The organism is Pseudomonas koreensis, from assembly GCF_025447595.1.
Taxonomy (GTDB): Bacteria; Pseudomonadota; Gammaproteobacteria; order Pseudomonadales; family Pseudomonadaceae; genus Aquipseudomonas; species Aquipseudomonas koreensis_H.
Genome location: NZ_JAOEJU010000032.1, coordinates 28,437 through 50,913, shown reverse-complemented (window position 1 = coordinate 50,913; position 22,477 = coordinate 28,437). Strand labels below are relative to the sequence as shown.

17 protein-coding genes are annotated in these 22,477 nt (G+C 62.9%); 2 read left to right on the top strand and 15 right to left on the bottom strand.

Annotated elements, in window-relative coordinates:
* Nucleotides 1–3: 3 nt before the first annotated feature.
* The 9 genes from N8H71_RS26695 to N8H71_RS26655 form a co-directional block, all read right to left on the bottom strand.
* Nucleotides 4–1,509, bottom strand: coding sequence for a YdgA family protein (locus N8H71_RS26695; protein WP_262196287.1), 1,506 nt, complete (start codon nucleotides 1,507–1,509; stop codon nucleotides 4–6).
* A gap of 199 nt (nucleotides 1,510–1,708) precedes the next feature.
* Complete coding sequence (locus N8H71_RS26690; RefSeq protein WP_007957651.1) at nucleotides 1,709–2,344, bottom strand: hypothetical protein; 636 nt, start codon at nucleotides 2,342–2,344, stop codon at nucleotides 1,709–1,711.
* Nucleotides 2,345–2,437: 93 nt separating this feature from the next.
* Nucleotides 2,438–3,880, bottom strand: coding sequence for an efflux transporter outer membrane subunit (locus tag N8H71_RS26685; RefSeq protein WP_074689355.1), 1,443 nt, complete (start codon nucleotides 3,878–3,880; stop codon nucleotides 2,438–2,440).
* Nucleotides 3,877–4,764: an efflux RND transporter periplasmic adaptor subunit gene (locus N8H71_RS26680; RefSeq protein ID WP_262196285.1), complete on the bottom strand. Its 888-nt coding sequence runs from the start codon at nucleotides 4,762–4,764 to the stop codon at nucleotides 3,877–3,879. Before N8H71_RS26680 ends, N8H71_RS26685 begins: the two co-directional genes overlap by 4 nt.
* Nucleotides 4,761–4,970: a DUF1656 domain-containing protein gene (locus N8H71_RS26675; RefSeq protein WP_007957657.1), complete on the bottom strand. Its 210-nt coding sequence runs from the start codon at nucleotides 4,968–4,970 to the stop codon at nucleotides 4,761–4,763. Before N8H71_RS26675 ends, N8H71_RS26680 begins: the two co-directional genes overlap by 4 nt.
* Nucleotides 4,967–7,030, bottom strand: a complete 2,064-nt coding sequence (locus N8H71_RS26670) for an FUSC family protein (protein ID WP_262196284.1) — start codon at nucleotides 7,028–7,030, stop codon at nucleotides 4,967–4,969. The genes N8H71_RS26675 and N8H71_RS26670 overlap by 4 nt, the downstream gene beginning before the upstream one ends.
* Entirely contained in the window at nucleotides 7,027–7,455 is a 429-nt protein-coding gene (locus N8H71_RS26665; RefSeq protein WP_011331882.1) for a MarR family winged helix-turn-helix transcriptional regulator, read from the bottom strand. The genes N8H71_RS26670 and N8H71_RS26665 overlap by 4 nt, the downstream gene beginning before the upstream one ends.
* A gap of 213 nt (nucleotides 7,456–7,668) precedes the next feature.
* A complete protein-coding gene (locus N8H71_RS26660; protein ID WP_262196283.1) occupies nucleotides 7,669–7,914 on the bottom strand; it encodes a DUF2789 domain-containing protein in 246 nt (81 codons plus the stop codon).
* Between the two features lie 129 nt (nucleotides 7,915–8,043).
* Nucleotides 8,044–8,505, bottom strand: a complete 462-nt coding sequence (locus tag N8H71_RS26655) for an aminoacyl-tRNA deacylase (RefSeq protein ID WP_007957669.1) — start codon at nucleotides 8,503–8,505, stop codon at nucleotides 8,044–8,046.
* A gap of 196 nt (nucleotides 8,506–8,701) precedes the next feature.
* On the opposite strand from N8H71_RS26655, the gene N8H71_RS26650 reads away from it, so the two are divergent.
* Nucleotides 8,702–9,229: an NfeD family protein gene (locus tag N8H71_RS26650; RefSeq protein ID WP_179693074.1), complete on the top strand. Its 528-nt coding sequence runs from the start codon at nucleotides 8,702–8,704 to the stop codon at nucleotides 9,227–9,229.
* Between the two features lie 2 nt (nucleotides 9,230–9,231).
* Nucleotides 9,232–9,990 (top strand): slipin family protein, encoded by a 759-nt coding sequence (locus N8H71_RS26645; RefSeq protein ID WP_007957673.1) that lies wholly within the window; start codon nucleotides 9,232–9,234, stop codon nucleotides 9,988–9,990.
* Here the strand turns inward: N8H71_RS26645 and N8H71_RS26640 are convergent.
* The 6 genes from N8H71_RS26640 to N8H71_RS26615 all read right to left on the bottom strand — a co-directional run bounded on the left by N8H71_RS26640 (nucleotide 9,956) and on the right by N8H71_RS26615 (nucleotide 22,323).
* On the bottom strand, nucleotides 9,956–10,930 hold the full coding sequence (locus tag N8H71_RS26640) for a sulfotransferase family protein (protein WP_262196281.1): 975 nt from the start codon (nucleotides 10,928–10,930) through the stop codon (nucleotides 9,956–9,958). The two genes, N8H71_RS26645 and N8H71_RS26640, sit on opposite strands and share 35 nt — an antisense overlap.
* A complete protein-coding gene (locus tag N8H71_RS26635; protein ID WP_262196280.1) occupies nucleotides 10,918–11,703 on the bottom strand; it encodes an aspartyl/asparaginyl beta-hydroxylase domain-containing protein in 786 nt (261 codons plus the stop codon). The genes N8H71_RS26640 and N8H71_RS26635 overlap by 13 nt, the downstream gene beginning before the upstream one ends.
* A gap of 3 nt (nucleotides 11,704–11,706) precedes the next feature.
* On the bottom strand, nucleotides 11,707–13,221 hold the full coding sequence (locus N8H71_RS26630; protein WP_007957681.1) for a TolC family protein: 1,515 nt from the start codon (nucleotides 13,219–13,221) through the stop codon (nucleotides 11,707–11,709).
* Nucleotides 13,222–13,269: 48 nt separating this feature from the next.
* The gene (locus tag N8H71_RS26625) at nucleotides 13,270–19,689 is read right to left on the bottom strand and encodes an Ig-like domain-containing protein (RefSeq protein WP_262196279.1); all 6,420 of its coding nucleotides are present in this window, start codon (nucleotides 19,687–19,689) and stop codon (nucleotides 13,270–13,272) included.
* A gap of 55 nt (nucleotides 19,690–19,744) precedes the next feature.
* Nucleotides 19,745–20,590 carry a sulfotransferase family protein gene (locus tag N8H71_RS26620; RefSeq protein ID WP_262196278.1) on the bottom strand — a complete coding sequence of 282 codons (846 nt, stop codon included), beginning with the start codon at nucleotides 20,588–20,590 and terminating at the stop codon, nucleotides 19,745–19,747.
* Nucleotides 20,591–20,727: 137 nt separating this feature from the next.
* On the bottom strand, nucleotides 20,728–22,323 hold the full coding sequence (locus tag N8H71_RS26615) for a glycosyltransferase family 39 protein (protein ID WP_262196277.1): 1,596 nt from the start codon (nucleotides 22,321–22,323) through the stop codon (nucleotides 20,728–20,730).
* Nucleotides 22,324–22,477 lie beyond the last annotated feature (154 nt).

The window sequence follows — 22,477 nt, the reverse complement described above, 5'->3', positions numbered from 1 at the left end:
CGTTTACTGAGGCTGTTCGATACTGCCGAATTTGCTCATCAGGAAGCCGACGAACTGCTCGACGGTCATCTTCTGGCCGTTGAATTCCACCTGATTGGCGGCGTAATGCAGTTTGGTGACAACGTTGGTGCCGTCCAGCGTCGCCAACTGCGAACCGACGGCCATGCCGGCGAACATGTCTGCGCCAGCGCTGGCCTGGTCAACGATGGCCTTGGCATCGGTCTGACCGTCGATTTGCGCCTGCACGCTGAGCAGATCGACCAGCATCGGTTTGGACACCAGCACATTCACGTCAAGCAGCGCGATCAGCTGTTTGCCCAGTTGATCCGGCGGCAAATCCATCGACTGTGGCTTGGCCAGGTCGAGCACCAGACTCGCGCGGCTCTCGCCGTTGGCGGTTTTCAGCGACAGGTCTTCCAGCGCCAGTTGCGGCCCGGCTGCCAGCAGTTTCTGCAGGTCGGCTTTGACCTGGGTGGACTCGGCCTCGGTGAGGTTCAGCTCCGGAGCCGGCAGGCCGGCGGCGGTGGCTTCGGCAGCGGCCTTCTCGTACGGCTGCAGCTTGGTCTGGTAGATTTGCATCAGCGACATGGCCGACGGAATGTCGAGGTTTTTCAGGCTCATGGCCAGGTTGGCCGAACCGATCTTCTTGTCGTTGAGGGTCACTTCGCCGACCTTGTAGTCGGCACGGCCGGAGGCGTTGCTGCCGTTCTCTTCGGTGCGGTTCTTCATTTCGAAGTTCTTCACGCCCAGCACCGACTGTTTGGCGCCGAAAGTGGTTTTGCTGCTGGTCAGTTCCAGGGTGTTCTCGCCGGTGTAGTAGCCGTAAGTGCTCTTGGCGAGATTGCTGGCCAGGGTCAGGCCATTGAGTTCGATCTGCACCGGCGCCTGCTCTTCATCGACCGTGGTCAGGTGCAGGCTGTCCATGTAGCCGTTGGCCTTGACCTTCTGCGCTTGGGCACTGGCGGAAATGTCCATGTTCAGGCCGGAAAATTTCAGGCTCGACTTGTCGTCCAGCGCGGCTTCCAGCGGCAGCAACTCGAGGTTGCCGGTGGTGGACTGGTCGTAACCGATGTTGACCACGCCTTTGAGCGGCGCGGCACCTTTTGTGGCGGCAAACCATTTTTCGGTGATCGGGGTCTTTTCCAGTTCGTAGTGACTGGTGGCCATCACCGGCAGCCACTTCAGCGACACCAGACGCGAGAACGGCAGCGGGCCATGTTCGATGTGATCGACGAACAATAGCTCGACCGGCGCCTCGCCAAACATTTCACCCTCGCCCTTGAGACGATAGTGCGCGGTGCTGCTGAAGGTGTTGCGCTCGAGCGACACCAGTTCCAGCGACGCGCTGCCGTTGGAGCCGGCCATGGCGGTCTGCAACTCGCTGTTGGCGTTGGCGACGGCATTGTTCAGTACGCCTTCGATTTTGGTGCCGGTGTACCAGGCCCCGCCTACGCTGATGGCGCCGATGGCCACAACAATTCCGAGAAGCACGCCTGCTGATTTATTCATGAATGACCTGATCGATTTCCGTGGCTGAAAGTGTGGTCGTCTTCCCTGAACCCGTGACCGGGCCGTGGCGCGACTCCGCTGAATTTAGCGGTGGAGATTAGCACTGGCAGTGCGACGCGGCCCAACGTTTAAAGGTTAAAGAGTGTCGACAAGTCATGGACAAACAAAAAGATCGCCGGGTTCGGCGATCTTTTCGGGATCAGGAATATTGCACCTCGATCTCATCGAGCTGATGGTCGAAGCTTTTCAGTCGCGCGGTCCAGGTGTACACCAGCACTTCGAAATCCCGGTCGATCACCGCCCCGCCCGGCCCGTCGCTGCGCGGGTCGCAGAAGTCCAGTTGATAACGCTCGCGGGCCATGGCCGTGGCGACGTCCGACAGTTCGCGGGCGTTATTGAGCCAGTGCCAGCCGTCGTCGGCGACTTGGCGGTCGAGGGCCAGGCATTGTTTTTTCAGGGCTTCGAGGCTTTTTTCCAGCGGCGTGCCGGTGAGTTCGCCCATGACTTCAGCGAAGGTCCGCCCCGGTTGCCAGTAGCTGCCCCAGAAGTAACGGTCGAAAACGGTTTCGACTTTGCGCAGCGCGACTTTGGTGTCCCAGATCAGCAGCAGCGTCTTGCTCTGCTCAAGCTGGCGTTTCTTGAGTCGCTGGCTTTGCACCAGGGCCGACGCCACGACCACGATCGCCATGACCGCGATCAGCGCCACGGTGCTGTCGAGGAAGACCATTGCCTTGTCGATCTGGTGGGCCAGCATGATGCCGTAGAAATAGGTGGCCGACAGCAGCACCAGGGCTACCAGGGCGCACCAGAAGCCGAGAGCGTAAGGGTTTTTCATTATTGGTTTCCCCTAGACCTGCGCTAGCGATGTGCACTGAAAAGGCGCCTGGTTCGGGGCGCCCTTTCAATACTTCAAAGCATAGCAACGGCCTCAGGGTTTGCTGGCGCTCGAGGCTTGCGTTCGTCCGCTTTCCCAACCGCCGCCCAGGGCGAGGAACAAATCGATCTGGCTCATGGCAACCTGGGTGTTGGCGGCGGCCAGTTGCGCGGTGACGTCGGTGTAGGTGCGGGTGGCCTGCAGGTCGGCGAGGAACGACTCGCGACCGGCCTGGAAGAAGCGGTGCGTCTGGTCCGCCGCCAGTTTCGCCGACTGCTCGGCATCGGCCAGCGCGTCGCGGCGTTGCAGCAGCGCGGAGTACTGGGACAGGCCGGTCTGGGTTTCACGGATGGCGTTAAGCACCACGCCGTCGAAATGCGCCAGCGCGCCCTGGGTCGTGGCTTCGGCTTCGCGGATGCGGGCCCGGGCGCCGTTGGTCGGCACACTCCAGCTCAGCGACGGACCGAAGCCCCAGCGATTGGTGGACGGTTTGCCAAGGTTATCCAGAATGCCGACGGTGCCGATCGTCGCGCCGAAACTGATGTCCGGGTACAACTCGCCGGTGGCGATACCGATTCCGGCGGTCGCGGCCGCCAGACGCCGCTCGGCCTGGCGGATGTCCGGCCGACGCTTGAGCAGCGCAGCGCCATCGCCGACCGGCACCAGTTGAGCGATTTTCGGCAGTTCGGCGCAGGTCGCGGTGCCGGCCGGCAATTGATCGACCGGCTTGGCCAGCAGCATCGACAGACGGAACAAACCGGCCTGGCGCGCCGCTTCATAGCGCGGCATGTCAGCACGCAGGGATTTGAATTGGGTCTGCGAACGGGTGACCTGGGTTTCGTCGCCGCGCCCGGCATCGCGCAGACGCTGAATCAGGGTGGTGCTCTGGGATTGCAGGTCGAGGGAATGCTGGGCGATTTCCCGTTCTTCGTTCGCCGCGCAGACCTGGGTGTAGGCCCGCACCACGTCGGCGACCAGAGTGATGCGCGCGGTGTCGGCAGCGGCCTGGGTCGCGTCAGCGTTGGCCTTCGCCGCTTCGATCCCGCGTTGCAACGTGCCCCACAGATCGAACTGGTAGGACGCGCTGATGCCGATATCGCCGATGTTGGCCACCGGCACTTTCTCCGGCAGCAGGAATGCCTCGCCGGATTCCTGCAAGCGTTGCGCGCCCATCTTCACGCCGCCGCTCCAGCCACCGGCCGCCTCGGCTTCATCGACCTGCGCACGGGCCCGCGACAGGTTCGCCGCCGCCACCCGCAGATCGGTGTTGGACGCCATGGCCTGCTGCACCAGTTGATCCAGACGCGGATCCTGATACAGCCGCCACCAGTCCGCCGGCACCGGGGCCGACACCACCGGTTTGCCGGCCACCGCCAGGTCGCCCTGGAAATCCTTGCGCTGGATCGCCGCGTCTTCGGGCACGTGATAGTCCGGCCCGACCATCGAGCAGGCCGACAGCATCACGCCCAGCCCGGCGACCATCAGGGCCCTGTTCATTGCGCGGGCTCCTGCGGTTGATCGTCGATGATCGACACGGTGGCGGTACGCCCGGCGATCATGCGGAAGTCATCCGGCACGTCGTCGAAGGCAATGCGCACCGGAATCCGTTGCGCCAGACGCACCCAGCTGAACGCCGGGTTGACGTTGGGCAGCAGGTTGCTGCCGCTCGAACGGTCACGGTCTTCGATCCCGGCGACGATGCTTTCGACATGCCCGCGCAGGCGAGCGCGGTCGCCGATCACGCGGATATCCACCGTCTGCCCGATGTGGATGCCGTCGAGTTTGGTCTCTTCGAAATAACCGTCGATGTGGAACGAATTGCTGTCGACCACCGACAACACCGGACGCCCGGCGGTGACGAACTCCTGCGAGCGCGGCGCACGGTCGTTGACGTAACCGTCCACCGGGCTGCGGATCACCGAGCGATCAAGGTTGAGCTGAGCGCTGTCCACCGCTACCAGCGCTTCGGCCAGGGCCGATTGCGCGCGGGCCACTTTCGACTGGCTTTCTTCCAGCTGTTCGGCCGGCACCAGATTGCCCAGACCGCGATTACGTTTGGCTTCACGCTGTGCCTGGGCGAGGGTTTCTTCGCGATCAGCGACCGCTGCCTTAGCCTGGCGCAACGCCAGTTTGAAACGGTCCTGGTCGATGCTGAACAGCACCTGGCCGCGTTTCACCAACTGGTTGTCCTTCACTTCAACCTGCTGGATCAGCCCGGACACGTCCGGGGCGATCTGCACGATGTCGGCACGAATGTGGCCGTCGCGGGTCCAGGGCGCGAACATGTAATACATCACCATGCGCCAGACCACGACGACGGCGAAAGTCACGATCAGCAGCGTCAGGACGACGCGACCGAGGGTCAGAAACGGTTTTTTCATGTCATCAGGTATCGACTGAGTGAATCCACGCCGTACAGCATCACGGCGTAGAGAGCCACGTTGAACAATGCCCGGTGCCAGACCAGACGGTAGAAATGCAGGCGTGTGAGCACGCCGTGTACCAAAACAAACAGCACATAAGTGATGCCCATCAACACCAGCAGGGTCGGCAGGAAAATGCCGCTGATGTCCAGATCACCGATCATAGGGGCGCTCCTTCGGGCAGCGGTTCTTCGGGCTCTGCGTTTGAAACGAACTCCACGCCGGGCAACAGCGCCAGGCGCAATCCGCTCAAGGCGTGCAACAGGTTTAGTCGGGTTTCTTCATCGCCGTGGCCATTGAGCGCACGGCGGGTGCGATCCATGGTCATCAGCAAGGCACTCGGCGCCGGCAGGCGTTCACCGGCCTTGAGGCAGGCCCGGAAATATTCGCCGACCTCTGCCACCACCTGCTTGAGCAACGCGTTCGGCGCGCCGGTCACTCGCGGCGTGTAGGCGAGCAAGTCGAGCAAATTCAGCCCCACGCGCACTTCGCGCATGGCGATGCCGGTGTCCTGGCCGGTCAGCGCCAGACGCGGCAGGTGCTGCATCAAGCGGTCGAGCAGTTGGACGCCAAGTTGCCGGTGTTCGGCGAGATTGGCCGGCTCGGTCATGCTGACGATGTCTTTCCAGCTGAAACGAGTCAGGCGCTTGGCCGCCAGTTCGGCGCCGAACGGCCGGGCGATCAGCGTCCAGATGAACGCGAACAGCAGCCCCATCGGTCCCGCGAGGTTGGAATTGACGAAGGCAAAGAAGTCCGCGTCGTAAGCACCGGAAATGCTGATGAACGACGAGGTGTTGACCAGCGTCAGCAGCATGCCGAGGTAGAAACGTGGCTGCACCGTCAGGGTGCCGACACAGATGAATGGCACCGCGAACGCCAGCACCAGCATCGGAAAGTCATGCAGGTTCGGCAGCACCAGAAACAGGTACAGGCTGGCAAACAGCACCGACATCCCGGTCCAGAAAAAGAACCGGTAGATCTGCGGCGCCGGATCGTCCATCGAGGCGAAGAAGCTGCACGACACCGCCGCCAGAATCACCGCACTGCCGCCGTCGGTCCAGCCCAGCAGGATCCAAAGTACCGAGGCGACGATGATCGCCAGAATGGTCGAGGCCACCGAATACAGCATCAGCCCACGGTCGAGAAACGGCGTCAGGCGACCAAGGCGCCAGTGGCGATAAACCGCGCGCCAGCTGTCCTGGCGCTCGCACAGGATCGCGTCCTGCAGACTGCGGCAGTCCTGCCACAGATCGATGAATTCGCCGAGGCGATACAGCGCATTGGAAAACAGCAACTGTTTGCGATCTTCGAGGGCTTCGGCGCTCGGTTGCAGCGCTTCGAGCTGATCCCGCAGGGCTTGCCAGCGCTCGAGATCGGCGTCTTTGTGGCCGAGCCATTCGCGGGTCGCGGTGAGCAGCGGCGCGAACTTTTCCACCAGTTCCGGCGTGCGCCGCTCGAGGGCGTAAAGCGAGTCTTCGAGGGCGTCGATCACCGGCAGCAGATGGATCATCCGCCCGCGCAGTTCCTTGGTGTTGCGCACCGTCTGCGGCCGCGCACCTTCGTGCGGCAACTGGCCGATCATCAATTCCAGGCTGTTGAAACTGCCGACCATGGCCATGCGCAGGGCGGTGACTTCTTCGGGCTGTACGTCGCGGCTGAGGAATTTAAGGCTGTAGGTCGTGGCGTCGGCGAACCATTTGCCCACGGCATCGTTGAACACCGGAGCCAGGCGCCGTGGCCAGAACATCGCGCCGACCACCGCCGCCACCGCGATGCCGAGAAAGATCTCTTCGGTCCGCGATTCGGCCACGTCCCACACCGCCAGCGGGTTATCCACCACCGGCAGGGCGATCAACGGCAAGGTGTAGCCGGCCAGCATCAGCGCGTAGTTGTTGGCGGTGCGCAAATGCAGAGACAGGAACAGCAAAATCCCCGTCCACAAGGCGATGACCACCACCAGCACATACGGGCTCTGGACGAACATCGGCACGAACAGCACGGCCGCCGCCGCACCGAGAAACGTACCGATCGCGCGATACAGCGCCTTGGAACTGGTCGGGCCGAGGAACGGGCTGGAAACGATGTACACCGTGGCCATCGCCCAATAAGGACGCGGCATCTGCATGAGCAAGGCGATGTACAGCGCGATCATCGAGGCCGCGAACGTGCGGATCCCGTAGAACCAGTCCCGCGCCGGGGGCATGCCGGAAAAGAACCCGTTCACGGATTGATCACCGTTGGCGGAGTGGCCGCCTCAAAAGCTCTCAGTACCCGAAGCGTAGCCTCCAGATCGCGCTGGTCGATGCCTTCGAGCACTTCATGACGCAGACGCACCAGTTGCGCCTCCACCGCTTGCACCAGCTCACGGCCGGTGTCGGTCAGGCTCAGGCATTTGGCGCGACGGTCCTGGGCATCTTCGGTGCGGCAGACAAAACCGGCGTGACACAACTGATCGAGCAGACGCACCAGCGACGGCGACTCCATCCCCGCCGCCTGCGCCACCTGCACCTGGCGCACACCCTCGCCCAGCCGCCCGATCATCAACAACGGGACGGCGCAGGCTTCGGAAATTCCATAGTTGACCAGCGTGGTCTGGCAGATCTTCCGCCAATGCCTGGCGGCCACCACCATGGCACTGCTGATGTTCATCTGGAGAGCGTCGAGGTTATTCGGCACGAGGGAATGCACACACTGTTAGTTTGCTAACTATCAATATCGCATTGGTGGGGAAATTCAGTCAAGTTTTGAAACAAATTCATGTCCGAAGGTGAACTCAGAAAATTTTTCTCACCCTGACTTTTGCGCTGTTTTTTTTACAACCCACAAGTTTTTTTTACATTTCGGTCTTTTCGATCATTTTTTTTACATTCCCCGCCCCTTCCTCAACATCACATCCAGCTGATCCACCACCTCCGCCCAATCCGCATCATCGAGAATCTCGTCCCGCAGGAAATCCGCCTGGCTCTTGGTCCAGAAAAACGCGTCGCACAGGTGCAGTTCGGGTTTGAGCGGGGAATGGGTGGCGATGAACTGGTCGATGCTGATCGGGTCGTTGGGCAGGCCGAGTTGTTTGAACAGGGATGGCAGGCTGTGCATCGGGTTTTCCATGTCGAAACTCCTGCGAGATTTATAGGGTGTGAAAGATTTTTCGCGAGCAAGCTCGCTCCCACAGGTTTAGCGCAGAACCTGTGGGAGCGAGCTTGCTCGCGATTGGCGCCGGGGCAGACGCTAAAAAAGCTACTGACTCAACTCCCGCACCTGCGCATGCGGCACCATTTTCAGGAATTCGGGCATGCTCATGTGCAGCAGGTTGTTGTGGTTGCCGGCTTCTAGGTAGATGTCTTTTTGTCGGGTCAGCAGCGGGTCGATGACCATGTCCAGCCCGTAGGAATCGCCCAGTGGCGGTACGGCACCGCGCTCACAGTCGTCGAAGATGTGCGCCAGATTGCTTTCGCGGGTGATTTGCCATTCGCCGCTGCTGCGCACCTTGCTCAAGTCCAGATGACGGCTGGCGGGCAGCACCGCCATCAGGTAGTGCCCGTGACGGTCGTCCAGGATCACCGATTTGGCCACCCGTTCTGCGGCAATGCCGGAGACCCGCGCCGTTTCCAGGCTGCTGGACGAGTGCGGGTGGGTGACGATGTCATATTCGCATTGCGCCCGGTTGAGGCTGCTCTGCACTTTCTTGGCCATACGCATGATGCACCTCGGTGCCCGCCGACGCTGCGCGGCGGACGGTAATGAAACGCTGTGGCTGTCCTTGAAAGTCTAGTCCGGCGGGCCGCGAACACCGGGAAATCCGCCCACTGGCGAGCCAGGCGAATTGATCAAAAATCATCCAGTCGCAGCCTCAACTAGACTGTAAGTACAACCCCTGACTCTCGCGGAGGGTCACGTGAACATCCGTTGCTGTGCGCTTGCCCTGTTGCTGCTGAGTGGATCGGTGGTTGCGGCGGACGGTCCGTTTACCGCCGTCAGTCCGGTCGGCCTGTGGCTGATCACCCTGGGCATCACCTTCCTGATCGCCGAAGCCGCGCTGCCCAACTATGGGGTGATCGGCCTCGGTGGCATCGTCATGTTCGTGATCGGCGCGCTGATCCTGAGCAACGCCGAACTGCCGGTGCCGATGATGATCGGCCTCGGGCTGGTCAGCGCCCTGTTACTGATCGCGCTACTGATCCGCGCCCTGAAAACCCGACCGCGCCAACCGGTCAGCGGCGATGCCGGCCTGCTCGGCAGTGTCACGGCGGTGACGGTGGTGCAACCGGAAGACAGCCGCAACGGCTGGGTGCAATTACAAGGAGAACGCTGGCAGGTGCTGAGCGCCACGCCGCTGCACACCGGGCAACCGGTGCGGGTGGTCGGACGCAAGGGCCTGTTGCTGCAAGTGGCCGCGACTGACGCGGCACCGCTCGGAGAGTGATCATGGGTCTGCAAATCGGTTTTGTCGCGCTGCTGCTGTTGCTGATCGCCCTGGCCGGCTCGACGTTCCGCATCCTGCGCGAATACGAACGCGGCGTGGTGTTCCAGCTCGGACGCTTCTGGCAGGTCAAGGGGCCGGGGCTGATCCTGCTGATCCCGGTGGTGCAGCAAATGGTCCGGGTCGACCTGCGCACCATCGTCCTCGACGTGCCGCCACAAGACGTGATCACCCGCGACAACGTGTCGGTGAAGGTCAACGCGGTGCTGTACTTCCGCGTGCTCGACCCGCAAAAAGCGATCATCCAGGTCGAAGATTTCCTCATGGCCACCAGCCAACTGGCCCAGACCACCCTGCGCGCGGTGCTGGGCAAACATGAGCTGGACGAACTGCTGGCCGAGCGCGAACGTCTGAACATCGACATCCAGCAAGTGCTCGACGCCCAGACCGACGCCTGGGGGATCAAGGTCGCCAACGTCGAAATCAAGCACGTCGACCTCAACGAGTCGATGGTGCGCGCCATCGCCAAGCAGGCCGAAGCCGAGCGGGAGCGGCGAGCCAAGGTGATCCACGCCGAAGGCGAATTGCAGGCCTCGGAAAAACTCATGCAGGCCGCCGAAATGCTCGGCCGCCAGCCCGGCGCCATGCAGCTGCGCTACATGCAGACCTTGAGTTCGATTGCCGGCGACAAGAGCTCGACCATCGTGTTTCCGTTGCCGATCGAGTTGCTCAAGGGGATGGCGGATCTGTCGGCGAAATCGTGAGCGCGCGCAAGCGTTCCAGCGCGGCATAGGGCGCACGGGCGCAATGTTCGACCCGTGCCTGCAACAGCGTCGATGCTTCGCGGCGCTTGTGTTCGCCATCGACGACAAAGGGTTGTGACGGTTGCTTCGCGTGCTGCGCCGTCGCCGCCAACGCCTGTTCACATTGCGCGGCACTCAGCTTGAAAAACCGCGCCAGCCGCCCGCTCATCGCGTCGGGCAACTCGCTGTAATTGAGCGCCAGCCCGGCACAATCACGGCAATGCACCCACCCGGCTTCCAGCAGGCGCCCCAGCCGCCGGGCGATGAAATCTTCGCGACCTTCGAATGGCAAATCATCATCCAGCACACAATCGCCGAGCGCACCCGGCACCATGTGCAGGCCGGGGCGGCGCAGGTGCGAGACGGCAATTTCCAGCGGATCGCGGTAGACAAACAGCCACGGCGTAGCGGGAAAACACTCATGCAGCAGCGGCCACTCGCCGATGTTCCAGGCGTCGAGTTTGATCACCAGCCGCTGCTCCGTGCCGCGCCGGCGCTGACCGTACGCCGAGAGCAATCCGGCGATGGCCGCACGGCGCTCCTCGTCCGGCAGATCGCTGCGCAGCAAGGCATCAAGGGGCGGCGGTTCCGAGACCACGATGTGATCATCAAGCCGGGCGAGCATCTGACTGATCAGCGTCGAGCCACACCGCGAGGCGTGCAGGATGAAGGCGCTTGGCGGCAGACCCGGGCTGAGCGCTTGCCAATCCATGAGCGCCGCCAAGGGTGTTTGCCGGCGGAACGCCTGATTGAACGGCAGGCGCAACGCGTCTTCGACGGCTTCACGAAAGAACGGCTGATGCAGTGTCGTGTCGCCAAACCAGCACCAGTCGACCTGCCATTGCCCGGCGGTTTTCCAGAAGCGGATCGGCAACCAGCCGTCGAAATTCACAGGCGCCATTGTTCGTTCCATGACCGGCGACCGTTACGCATCGCGGCCAGTAGTTCTTCACGGGAAAAATGCAGACCGCGTTCGGCGGCCAATGCCAGCGTCTGGACAGTGAATACTTCGGGGTCGTGCAATGCCTGCAACGTTGCGGACAACATCGGATCCGTGACCAGCAACTGTTGAAAACGCTGCAGCGCCGTCTCCGTGCCATCAGGCAGCGGAGTGCTCGGCAAACCCTCAACAATCATCTGCTCCAGCCAGGGCGCGGGGCGGCAATCGAGCACCAGATGAACCCGTGCCGTGCGGTCGCGATTGTCGACCCGATGCGGTCGGGCGAGATCGAGAAACCAGCATTCTCCCGCCGCCATCGGCATCCGCTGGCCGTCGAGCCAGAAGTCCACGGCAGGAGGACTGAGCAGTGGAATGTGCAGGCGCAAATCGGCGTCCGCGCCCTCTAGATCGTAGTCGCGATGCTCATGAATCTGCCCGCCCGGGCTCAGTCGCAGCAACCGTGCACTGACGATTTCCAGCGGCAGATCCCGCAGGGCCTGCTGCCAGCGATGGTCATTCAGCCAAGGGGCGCGTTGAACGGGTTCTGCGCTGCCGGGGGACAGTTCGGTCAGCGCATCGGCGGCGGAAATCAGCGCCACGCCGCTCCAGTCGCCAGCGAAATAAGCGGTGTTGAAGTGACCGCGCCAGGCCTTGTCCTCAATCGTCGCCAAGGCCTGCAACAACAGCGGCAGATCCACAGTGACCGGCAGGCGTGAATACGCCGGCCGGCTCATCGTTCACTGCGCGGAGGCATGGGCCACCGGCACCGAAATATTCCCCGAGGCCCACGCCGCTTCGCGGTTGGCCAACGCGGTGGCGATCGACTGGACTTCGGTCGACTGCACCTGATCCGGCAACGGATCGAGGCCGGCGCTGGCGAAAATCTGGCCGTAAGCATTGCGCAGATCGGCGTAAGACAAGTCACGACGCAAGTCGGCCTGCAAGGTGTTGAGTTCGCCCTGAATCAGGTCCAGCTCACCAATGCCGTCGGCCTGACGGCGGTTACGCAACTGACCGACGATTTGCCCGTCAATGTCCGACAGTTGCTGGTTGGTCTTGAACTGGCGCAGCGCCTCCTGATAGTTGGCGTTGGCCACGTAGAGCTGCGCCAGCACCGCAATCGACATCGCCTGACGCCGTGCGGCGGCGACTTCTTCACCGGCCTTGGCCACGTCGATGGCCGCCGGGGCAGAGATCACGTTGAACAGGTTCCAGGTGACCTTCACGCCGTAGTCGGCCCAGCCCTGTTCCACCAGGAACGAGTTGCTGTCGTAATGCCCGCCGGCGGAGAACTCCAGGCCCGGCAGCAGACGCAGCATGGCCTTGCGGGTTTCGGCGGCGCTGATCCGGGTCTGGTAATCCTGCTCGCGCAGTTCCGGACGGCTGGTCAGGGCTTCCTGTTCGAGTTTGCTCAGATCGACCTTGAGTTCCGGGATCTGATAACCGTCATCGGTGGCCAACGTCAGGTTGGTGCCCAGCGGCAGGTTGATCAGGGTCGCCAGTTCGGTTTTTGCCAGCGACAACGCTCGGCGTTGTTCTTCCAGTTGCCGAGTGGCTTCGATCAGCGAACGCTGATAGCCGAGGGATTGCACCGGATCGCCAATGCGCTGTTCGCTCATGCTTTCGCTGTTGCGGCGGGCGGTGTCGACCCGCGCCATCAGGCTGTCGATCTGCTTGAGCAGGCGTTCGGCGGCCATCGCCCGCCAATAGGCCGAGCGCACGTCCTGAACGATGGTGTTGATCACTTTGCGCCGGCGCTCCTGCACGATCAGGCGCTGGTCGCCCTGCTGCTTGGCACTGATGTAGCTGACGCCGAAATCGAGGACGTTCCAGACCATGGTCAGGTCGGCGACGTCGCGGTCGCGGTCCTGGGAGGTCGACGGTTCCAGAGACTGGGTGCCGGTGCGCACGCTCTGGCTGCTGGAGGCGCTGACGTTGTTGCGTCCGACGTAGCCGGCGTCCAGCGCCATGCGCGGCAGCATGTCGAAACTGGCGAGGTCGAGCTGCCGCTTGGCCAGCGCTTCCTCCATGATTTTCAGGCGGCCTTCGAGGTTGTATTTCACCGCGCGGGCCATGGCCTGGTGCAGGGTCAGCGGACCGCTCAGCGGCTCCTGGCCCTTGTACATGCTTTGCAGGTCTGCCCGGGCCCGTTGCTCGCTGACACTGCGTTCGATCGGTTCACTGGTCACTGCACATCCGCTGATCGCCAGCGCCAGCAGGCTGGCGCCGAACAACTTCTGACTTTTCTTCATCCCTGGATCGCCCCTAGGTCCCGCACATATGTGAGTTGTTGTGTGTTGTCAGGCCCGCATTTCGCTGATGCCGACCTGTTGCAGTGCTGCCGCCAGGTTGTCGACCCGGTGCTGCTCGCTGTCCTTGATCTGTTGCAGTTGCTGGCCCAGGGTCGGCGCGCCGAACACACCGCGCAGGCCCTGGGAAATATCGCCGCCCTTGATCGAATGACGGTCGAAGGCGTTCAGCGAATCGCGCTCGGCGCTGCTGTCCTGATTGAACAGGCTCGACAGCGTGCTGCTGCCGAACACCCCGCCATCGCCGCCGCCGAAACCGAGGAAGCCATGACCCGAGCCGTCACCTGCGTTGTCGCTGCTGGTGAAGACCTGGGCAATGAAGCTCGGGCTCAAAGCACCGCGGTTGATGAAAATATCCCCCAGCGGACGGATGCCGTTGCCGATCACCCTCTGCTCGAATAACGGCGCGAAAGTCAGCGGCGAACCGAGGTCGCCGGTGGGCGCGGTGAAGACGATCGGTTGCAGCGGAACATTCGGCGGTGGTAGCGGTGCGACCGGATCGCTGCTGCGGAATTCCGGATCCGGCGTCACTACGATCAGCGGAGAAGTCGGTGTCACCGGAGGTGTAGGAGGCGTCGGAGGCACAGGCACCACCACCGGCACCGTGTTGATCACGTAATTGCCGGAACTGCTGACGCCGCTGCCACTGTTGCCCGACAGGTCGCTCACCCCGGCCGTGTTGATGCTGATCTCATTGCTGGCGCTGTTGACGTTGGCGTTCGGCGTCAGGGTCGCGGTCCAGGTCTTGCCGCCGTCGCTGCTGCTCAGGTTGGACAAGGTGCCGTTGGCCACGCTGAGGTCCGACAGGTCGAAACCGCTCACCGCTTCATTGAAGGTGATGATCACCTGCGAGGTCTGGCCGACGCCCAGGTTCGGATTGGCGATCACCACCGTGGCGGTCGGCCGTTCGCTGTCGAGGGCGTAGTTGTTCGACACCGCCACCGTGCTGCCGGCATTGCCCGCAAGGTCGGTGACGTTGCTGGTGTCCAGCGCGATGAAGTTGCTCGGGTCGGTGACATTCGCAGTCGGCGTGAAGGTCGCGGTCCAGGTCTTGCCGCCGTCACTGCTGGTCAGATTGCTCAGGTCGCCGTTGGTCACGCTCAGGTCGGACAGGTCGAAATTGCTCACCGCCTCGCTGAACGTGAAGGTCACCGTAGTGCTCTGGCCGATGCCCAGGTGCGGGTTGGCAACCACGATGTTCACCGTCGGCCGGGTCGCATCGAGGGTGTAATTGTTGGAAATCGCGATGCTCGCGCCGAGGTTGCCGGCCAGATCCTGGACACCGGCGGTGTCGATCAGGATCAGGTTGGTCGGGTCGTTGACGTTGGCTGTCGGCGTGAAGGTCGCCGTCCAGGTCACGCCGCCGTCGCTGCTGGTCAGGTTCGACAGCGAACCGTTGGCGACGCTGATGTCCGACAGGTCGAACCCGCTCACCGCTTCGCTGAAAGTAATGGTCACGGTGGTGGTTTCACCGATGCCCAGGCGGTTGTCGGCGACCACGATGGTGGCGGTCGGCAGCGCGGTGTCGATGGCGAAGTTATTCGAATCGGTGGTGCCGACGCCACTGTTGCCCGACAGGTTGGCCACCCCGGCGTTGTTCAGGGTGATCAGGTTGCTGCTGTCGGTGATGTTGTTGGTCGGCGTGAAGGTCGCGGTCCAGGTGATGCCGCCGTCGCTGCTGCTGACGTTGCTCAACGTGCCGTTGGCGATGGTCAGGTCGCTGTTGTCGAAACCGCTCACCGCCTCGTTGAAGGTGATGGTCACCAGCGAAGTTTCCCCGGCCTTCAGCGAAGTGTCGGCCACCACGATGGTGGCGGTCGGCACCTGGGTCTGCACCTGGTAGTTAGCCGAGCTGGTGATGCCGGTGCCGGTGTTGCCCGCCAGGTCGGTGATGCCGGTGTTGTTCAGGACGATCAGGTTGGTGAGGTCGGTGACGCCGATGTTCGGCGTGAAGGTGGCCGTCCAGGTAATGCCACCGTCGCTCGACGAAACGTTGCTCAGGGTGCCGTTGGCGACACTCAGGTCGGAATTGTCGAAACCGGTGACCGCCTCGCTGAAGGTAATGGTCACCAGCGCCGTTTCGCCGGGCCGCAGGTCGCTGTCGGTCATGACAATAGTCGCCGTCGGACGCTGACTGTCGACCGCGTAATTGTTGGAATCGGTGGTGCCGGTGCCGGCGTTGCCCGCCAGATCGGAGATGCCGGTGTTGTCCAGGGTGATGACGTTGGTGGTGTCTGTGATCCCTGCCGCCGGGGTGAAGGTGGCTGTCCAGGTAATTCCGCCATCGCTGCTGCTCACTGCGCTCAGCGTACCGTTGGCGATGGTCAAGTCGGCGTTGGTGAAACCGGTTACCGCTTCGCTAAAGGTGATGGTCACCAGACTGGTCTGGCCGACGCCGAGTGCAGTGTCGGCGACCACGATGGTGGCGGTCGGACGCACCGTGTCGATTGAATAATTGTTCGAATCGGTGGTGCCGCTACCGGCATTGCCCGACAGGTTCTGGATGCCGGAGTTGTCCAGCGTGATCAGGTTGGTGGCGTCGGTGATGTTGGTGGTCGGCGTGAAGGTCGCCGTCCAGGTAATGCCGCCGTCGCTGCTGCTGACCGCGCTGAGCGTGCCGTTGGCGATGGTCAGGTCGGCGTTGGTGAAACCAGTGACCGCTTCGCTGAAGGTGATGGTCACCAGCGAGGTTTCGCCGATCTTCAGACTGGGGTCGGACACGATGATGGTCGCGGTCGGCACCACGGTGTCGATGGTGTAGTTGTTGGAGTTGGTCGTGCCGCTGCCGGCGTTGCCCGAAAGGTCGGCGATGCCGGTGTTGGCCAGCACGATCAGGTTGGTCGCGTCGTTGACGCCCACGTTCGGCGTGAACGTTGCCGTCCAGGTAATGCCGCCGTCGCTGCTGCTGACCGCCGTCAGCGTGCCGTTGGCGATGATCAGGTCGGCGTTGGTGAAACCGCTCACTGCTTCGCTGAAGGTGATGGTCACCAGCGAGGTTTCGCCGGCCGTGAGGTTGCTGTCGGCGACCACGATGGTCGCGGTTGGCCGCACCGTATCGATCGCATAGTTGTTGGAATCGGTGGTGCCGCTGCCGGCGTTACCCGACAGGTCGACGATGCCGGTGTTGTCCAGGGTAATCAGGTTGGTGGTATCGGTGACGCTGGCGCTCGGGGTGAACGTCGCGGTCCAGGTGATACCGCCGTCGCTGCTGCTGACTGCGCTCAACGTGCCGCTGGCAATGGTCAGGTCGGCGTTGGTGAAACCGCTCACCGCTTCGCTGAAGGTGATGGTCACCAGCGAGGTTTCACCGATCCGCAGGTTGTTGTCGGCCACCACGATGGTTGCGGTCGGGCGCACGGTATCGATGGCGTAGTTGTTGGAGTCGGTGGTGCCGCTGCCGGCGTTGCCGTTCAGATCAGCGATGCTGGTATTGTTCAGCGTGATCAGGTTGGTCGCGTCGGTGATGCTGGCGGTCGGCGTGAACGTCGCGGTCCAGGTAATGCCGCCGTCGCTGCTGCTGACCGCCGTCAAGGTGCCGTTGGCAATGGTCAGGTCGGCGTTGGTGAAACCGGTGATCGCTTCGCTGAAGGTGATGGTCACCAGCGAGGTTTCGCCAACTTTCAGGGCGTTGTCGGCCACCACGATGGTCGCGGTTGGGCGTACGGTATCGATGGCGTAATTGTTGGAGTTGGTGGTGCCGCTGCCGGCGTTGCCAGCCAGATCGACGACTCCGGTGTTGTCCAGGGTGACCAGGTTGGTGGTGTCAGTGATGCTGCTGGTCGGCGTGAGCGTGGCGGTCCAGGTAATGCCGCCGTCGCTGCTGCTCAGGCCGGTCAGGGTGCCGTTGGCCACTGTCATGTCGGCGGTGGTGAAGCCGCTGACCGCTTCGCTGAAGGTGATGGTCACCAACGACGTTTCACCCACTGCCAGATTGGCGTCGGCCACCACAATGGTCGCCGTCGGCCGCACGGTATCGATGACGTAATTGGCCGAATCAGTCGTGCCGCTGCCGGCGTTGCCGGCCAGGTCAGCGATACCGGTCTTGTCCAGGGAGATCAGGTTGGTGGTGTCAGTGATGCTGGCCGTCGGGGTGAACGTTCCGGTCCAGGTGATGCCGCCGTCGCTGCTGCTCACTGCGCTCAGCGTGCCGTTGGCGATGGTCAGGTCGGCGTTGGTGAAGCCGGTCACCGCCTCGCTGAAGGTAAAGGTCACCAGCGAGGTATCACCGATCTTCAACGCCGTGTCGGACATCACGATAGTCACGGTCGGCCGTGCAGTGTCGATCGCGTAATTGACCGAGCTGGTCGTGCCGACACCCGCCACGCCGTCGCTGATTGCGGTCACCCCGGTGTTGTCGAGGGTGATCAGGTTGGTGCTGTCGGTAATGTTGTTGGTCGGCGTGAAAGTCGCGGTCCAGGTCAGGCCGCCGTCGCTGCTGCTGACCGATGTCAGCGTGCCGTTGGCGATGGTCAGGTCGGCGTTGGTAAACCCGGTGACTGCCCGGCTGAAGGTGATGGTCACCAGCGAGGTTTCGCCGATTTTCAGGGCCGTGTCCGACATCACGATGGTCGCGGTCGGCGGTTCCACGTAGGCAGTGTTGAGCGTGCCGCCATTGTTGAAAATCGCCGCGACGGCGGTCGGTGACGTACCGTTCGTGCCGCCGCCCAATGCCACACCACCGGCACCGCTGCCGGCGGCGTTGCCGCTGATGGTGGCGAAGTTGGCGGCGGTGATCAGCACCGTGCCGCCCTGGTTCCAGATGGCGCCGACGCCGCGCCCGGCGATGCCACCGTTGGAAGCGTTGCTGCCAAAACCGCCACCACCACCGCCGCCGCCACCGGCGCCGAGGTTGTTGCTGATCACCGAAGTGCCGACGATTTTCAGGGTGCCGGTCGAGGCATTGTAAATGCCGCCAGCGGCATTACCGCCCGCGCCGCCGACCTTGTCCCAGCCCGCCCCGCCGCCGCCGCCGCCGATGGAAATCGTGCCATTGCTGGCCGTGCCGCCATTGCCGCCGTTGCTGTAGTTGGAAGTACCCAGCCCACCAGCACCGCCAGTGCTGGCGCCACCACGCCCGCCCATGTTCGTTGCGTCAAAGCCGCCGCCATAACCGCCGACCCCGCCACTGCCGGCCTGACCACCATAAGTACCAATCCCCGATCCGGTAGAACCGCCGTGACCGCCGCCCTGGCCACCGAGACCACCACCCCCACCACCAGCACCGCCGGAGTAGGTACTGGTAACACCGCCACCGCCACCGCCACCGGCCGCCGCGTTGCTGGTAACCGAGACGTTGTTCAGCGTGAGGATACCGGCGTTGAAAATCCCCCCGCCCATGGCGCCGGTTGCGCCGTAGCCGCCATTACCGCCGTTGCCCGAAACCAGGCCCCGGGTGATGACCAGACCATCCAGGGTCACCGTACTGCCGGAGGTGATTTCCACCACTCGGGTCCGGTATTGGCCATCGAGCGTAACGTCGGCGACACCGTCGTTGTTCAGGTCACCATCGACCGTGATGTTCTTGTTGATCAGCAATTCCGAGGTGAGCTGCACCGTCATGCCGCTGCTGAAGGTTACGATGTCGCCGTTCTGCGCCGACGCCAGCGCTGCGCGCAGCGAGCCGACCCCGGTGTTGGCGTTGTTGGTGGCGGTCCAGGTGGCCAGGCCCCACTGGTATTCGCTCATCGCCTGGGTCGACAGTACGTTGGCGCTCTCGATGTTGCCGGTGGCGATCTCCAGATCCCAGTCGCCGCCTACCCCGGTGCGGTTGTTCGAGGCGGCCACGTCGCGGCCGGTCAATTGCGCCAGCGAGTCGACGAAGCTCAGGCCACGATCGCCCTCGGCGGTGTAGCAGCCGTAGATCAGGATGTCGCCGCCGACGTTCATGTCCTTGCCGATTTCCGCCAGGATCGCGCTGCGCTGGGCAACGTTGTCGGCCGACAGGTAACTGTTGCCCAACCACAGGTCACCGGCGTTGCCGTGGGCGATGATCTGCACCGAACTCACACCCTGATGCTGGTCGAGGTAATCGGCGATCTGCTGCAAACCGTCCTTGCCGGCATCGAGCTTGACCACTTGTGTGCCGGGGGCCACGCCCTTGAGCAGGCTGTCGGCATCCTTGACCCGGGCATCGACGAACACCACGCTCTGCCCCGGCACCGCGACCGGGCTGGCGGCGGGCGTGGCATCGGCCTGGCCGTGGGTGTCTTTGCTCGCCACCGGATGATCGGCGGTCGGCGCCTTGGCCGCATCGGCAGTGGGGTGGCTGTCGGGCTGGGCCGCGGCGGTGTCGGCCACGGTGGCCGCGACGGCGCCGTCGAACAGCATGCGCGGTTCCAGCGACATGATCATGGGCGCCGCCAGCGTCCGTTGGCCTTCGGTAACCCGCGACTTCTGCTTGCTCCACCACATGTTGCTCACCCGGACTCGAACACAGTTGTTGACGCATCAATGAAAAACGCCGCGATCAGCTGATCGCGGCGTCGGACTTCATACGAATGACATTGGCAGCGCTGGCTGAGCCATCGAGCCAGAAGGACAAATCGGCGTATTGCTTGAACAGGTCCGGCGGCAGGATCGTGCGCCGGGACTCCAGGGCGACCTTGGGTTTGACCTTGTGCAGACCGGCAACGCCCAGGGCCTGGTCGAACTCCGGCGCGTCATAGGCCAGGTGCTCGAAATCGTGCTCGAACCAGGGTTCGCCGATGAAGTCGTAGACCAGCCGCAGCACCCGCTCCGGGGCCTGGGTCAGCAGGTCGTAATCGACGATCAGAAGCGACTCGGCGTGCTCGCCGTAATAAGCTTCCTTGAGCGCTGCCCAGGCAAAACCCACCAGACGGTTGCGTTGGGCCAGGGTTTCGCAGCGGCTGTAAACGGTGTTGCGCTCGACCGCATCGCCGAACAGCTTGGTGTTTTCGAAAGGATTGGCGCGGTACAGCCGCTCGAGACTGTCCATCACCCAGGCGACGTTGCGCACACAGGCGATGACCTTGGCTTTGGGAAACAGATCATTGATCGCCGGCAGGCGCGAGCTCCACTGGCGGTTGGTGTCGAACACCACCGGTTTGTCGGCCTTGTCGGCGTAGTAGGAATCGAACAGGCCGCGCAGCAGGCGACGGCGCATGTCGGTGTCGATCACCGCGCCGAATTCGCTGCCGGCGCTGCATTGTTCAAGGACACCGGAGAACAGCGCGCCGACCGGACTGGTCATGCCGGCATGAAAGCGCGGGTTCTGCAAAAGGATCGCAGAAAGGAGGGTCGAACCTGAGCGCGGCAAGCCGGAGATAAAGTGGAACTGCTGCAATCCCTTCACCGTATTTGTAAGTCCTTTTGTCTGTCGAGCGTAATCCAACAATACCCTTTCGACTAGTAGTGTTTTGATATCAATAAAGAGCAAAACAGACTTAAAAAACCCACCGTTATCGCGAATAAAGTGGTGAACCGTTTAAGTCACTTTCGCCCTGATCCTTCGGTCGTCTGCAACGAAAAAAGTCGCGCTTTCGCCCCGCCTGCCTGCACCTGATCCTGCAACTGCCAAGTCGCAGGCAAGGGCAGGAATGGGTCCGGCACCTCCGCGTCCAGATCACCAATCAACCAGACCCTGGCACTGCCTGGCGGCAGTTCGCTCAGCCGATCCAGATAAATCTCGTCGGATACCAGCGTGCCGAAGCCGTAGTGGTTCGGCCGAGTCGAACGACCTCCGGTGGTGGGCGGCGTAAACAGCCGGACTTGAGCGTCAGTGCGGTTGTAATAGACGTAACTGAGGTACCAGAGCATGTCGCTGGTGACGATCCGGTCGCCGCTGGCGAAGTGTCGGTTGACGTAATCGACCATAATGTTGAACTGGTCGTTGCGGTCGACCGTGGTGTTAGTGTTTAACCCGACCATCTCGACTCCGACCAGCGCCAGCAGCACCGCCACCGCCAGCACGCGCACTCGGGTGTAGAGGCGGTCGATGCCCAGCGCCGCCAGCATCGGCAGCCCCAGCGCGTAGGCGGTCAGGTAACGCTCGATGAACACCGGCGTGATAAAGGACACGGCGAACACCAGCAACAACGGCACGCCGGTGTAGAGCGCCAGCAGGACGCTGCCATGGTTCACGCTGCGATCCCGGGCGACGGCGACAGCCGCCAGCACCAGCAAGGCCAACGGCACACCCCCGAACAGCAGCAACGGCAACTGCTCGCCCTCATCCTGGATCAGCCACAGCCAGATCATCGACGGCAGCGAAGACAGGGTCACCGGATCTTCCCAGCCCACATCGCCGCCGGCCTTGAGCGCGTCCATGTGTTGCAGCAGGTCAATCAGGTTCGGCAACCACGGCAGGTAGAGCACGACGATGGCCAGATTGGCCAGCCACCAGTCCTTGCGCTGGAGATGCCGCAGGCGATAACCCGGCAACAGCCGGATCAGCCCCAGATACAGCCAGTGGCTCAACGCCGCCAGCACGGCAAAATAGTGGGTGTACAACGCAGCGGTCATCAGCAGCGCGTAGATCAGCAGATAGCGATGACGCTGCGGGCGCCTGATCCACTTGACCAGCACCAGCGTCGCGCCGATCAGCAGCAAACCAAGCAACGCGTACATGCGCACTTCCTGGCTGTAGCGCACCGCCGTCGGCAGCAGCGCCAGCAACACCCCGGCGATGATTGCGGCGCGGCGGGTGGCCAGCCGGTCGACCAGGCTCACGCCCAGCCCGACCGTGGCGATGCCGGCCAGCGCACTGAAACTGCGAACGGCCAGAATGCCGTCGCCGAACACGCCGATCCAGCCGTGCAGCAGCATGAAGTACAGCGGCGGATGCACATCGAACGCGGCGTGCGTCCAGATCCCGTCCAGCGGATAGCGCGCCAGCAGCAGGCTCGAACCTTCATCACCCCAGATCGCGGCGGCCGTCAGGTCATAAAAACGTACCACGGTAGCCAGCAGCAGGATCGGTATCAACCAGTGTTCGCGCGCCCAGCGCAACAGGCGCCGGACACCGGCATTCGGTGCGGCGAACGGGTCCTGGGTATCCCCCAGCGGCGTTTCGCGAAGGAACTCCATCAACCTCCCCTCAGCATTTTCGGGCAAAAAACTGCGTCCTTTACTGCGAACACTGTAGGCCAGCGCCGAAGTCGACGCGCGGCCACGACGACGTCCGGCAAGTCCGTCGATCCGGGTCTACGCTACGGCTTGGCGAGACCTGCCCGCGCAAAAG

Excerpts from the sequence above, each read along its gene's own strand:
- N8H71_RS26695 (WP_262196287.1), bottom strand. The coding sequence starts at position 1,509 with ATGAATAAATCAGCAGGCGTGCTTCTCGGAATTGTTGTGGCCATCGGC.
- N8H71_RS26690 (WP_007957651.1), bottom strand. The coding sequence starts at position 2,344 with ATGAAAAACCCTTACGCTCTCGGCTTCTGGTGCGCCCTGGTAGCCCTG.
- N8H71_RS26685 (WP_074689355.1), bottom strand. The coding sequence starts at position 3,880 with ATGAACAGGGCCCTGATGGTCGCCGGGCTGGGCGTGATGCTGTCGGCC.
- N8H71_RS26680 (WP_262196285.1), bottom strand. The coding sequence starts at position 4,764 with ATGAAAAAACCGTTTCTGACCCTCGGTCGCGTCGTCCTGACGCTGCTG.
- N8H71_RS26675 (WP_007957657.1), bottom strand. The coding sequence starts at position 4,970 with ATGATCGGTGATCTGGACATCAGCGGCATTTTCCTGCCGACCCTGCTG.
- N8H71_RS26665 (WP_011331882.1), bottom strand. The coding sequence starts at position 7,455 with ATGAACATCAGCAGTGCCATGGTGGTGGCCGCCAGGCATTGGCGGAAG.
- N8H71_RS26660 (WP_262196283.1), bottom strand. The coding sequence starts at position 7,914 with ATGGAAAACCCGATGCACAGCCTGCCATCCCTGTTCAAACAACTCGGC.
- N8H71_RS26655 (WP_007957669.1), bottom strand. The coding sequence starts at position 8,505 with ATGCGTATGGCCAAGAAAGTGCAGAGCAGCCTCAACCGGGCGCAATGC.
- N8H71_RS26645 (WP_007957673.1), top strand. The coding sequence starts at position 9,232 with ATGGGTCTGCAAATCGGTTTTGTCGCGCTGCTGCTGTTGCTGATCGCC.
- N8H71_RS26640 (WP_262196281.1), bottom strand. The coding sequence starts at position 10,930 with ATGGCGCCTGTGAATTTCGACGGCTGGTTGCCGATCCGCTTCTGGAAA.
- N8H71_RS26635 (WP_262196280.1), bottom strand. The coding sequence starts at position 11,703 with ATGAGCCGGCCGGCGTATTCACGCCTGCCGGTCACTGTGGATCTGCCG.
- N8H71_RS26630 (WP_007957681.1), bottom strand. The coding sequence starts at position 13,221 with ATGAAGAAAAGTCAGAAGTTGTTCGGCGCCAGCCTGCTGGCGCTGGCG.
- N8H71_RS26625 (WP_262196279.1), bottom strand. The coding sequence starts at position 19,689 with ATGTGGTGGAGCAAGCAGAAGTCGCGGGTTACCGAAGGCCAACGGACG.
- N8H71_RS26615 (WP_262196277.1), bottom strand. The coding sequence starts at position 22,323 with ATGGAGTTCCTTCGCGAAACGCCGCTGGGGGATACCCAGGACCCGTTC.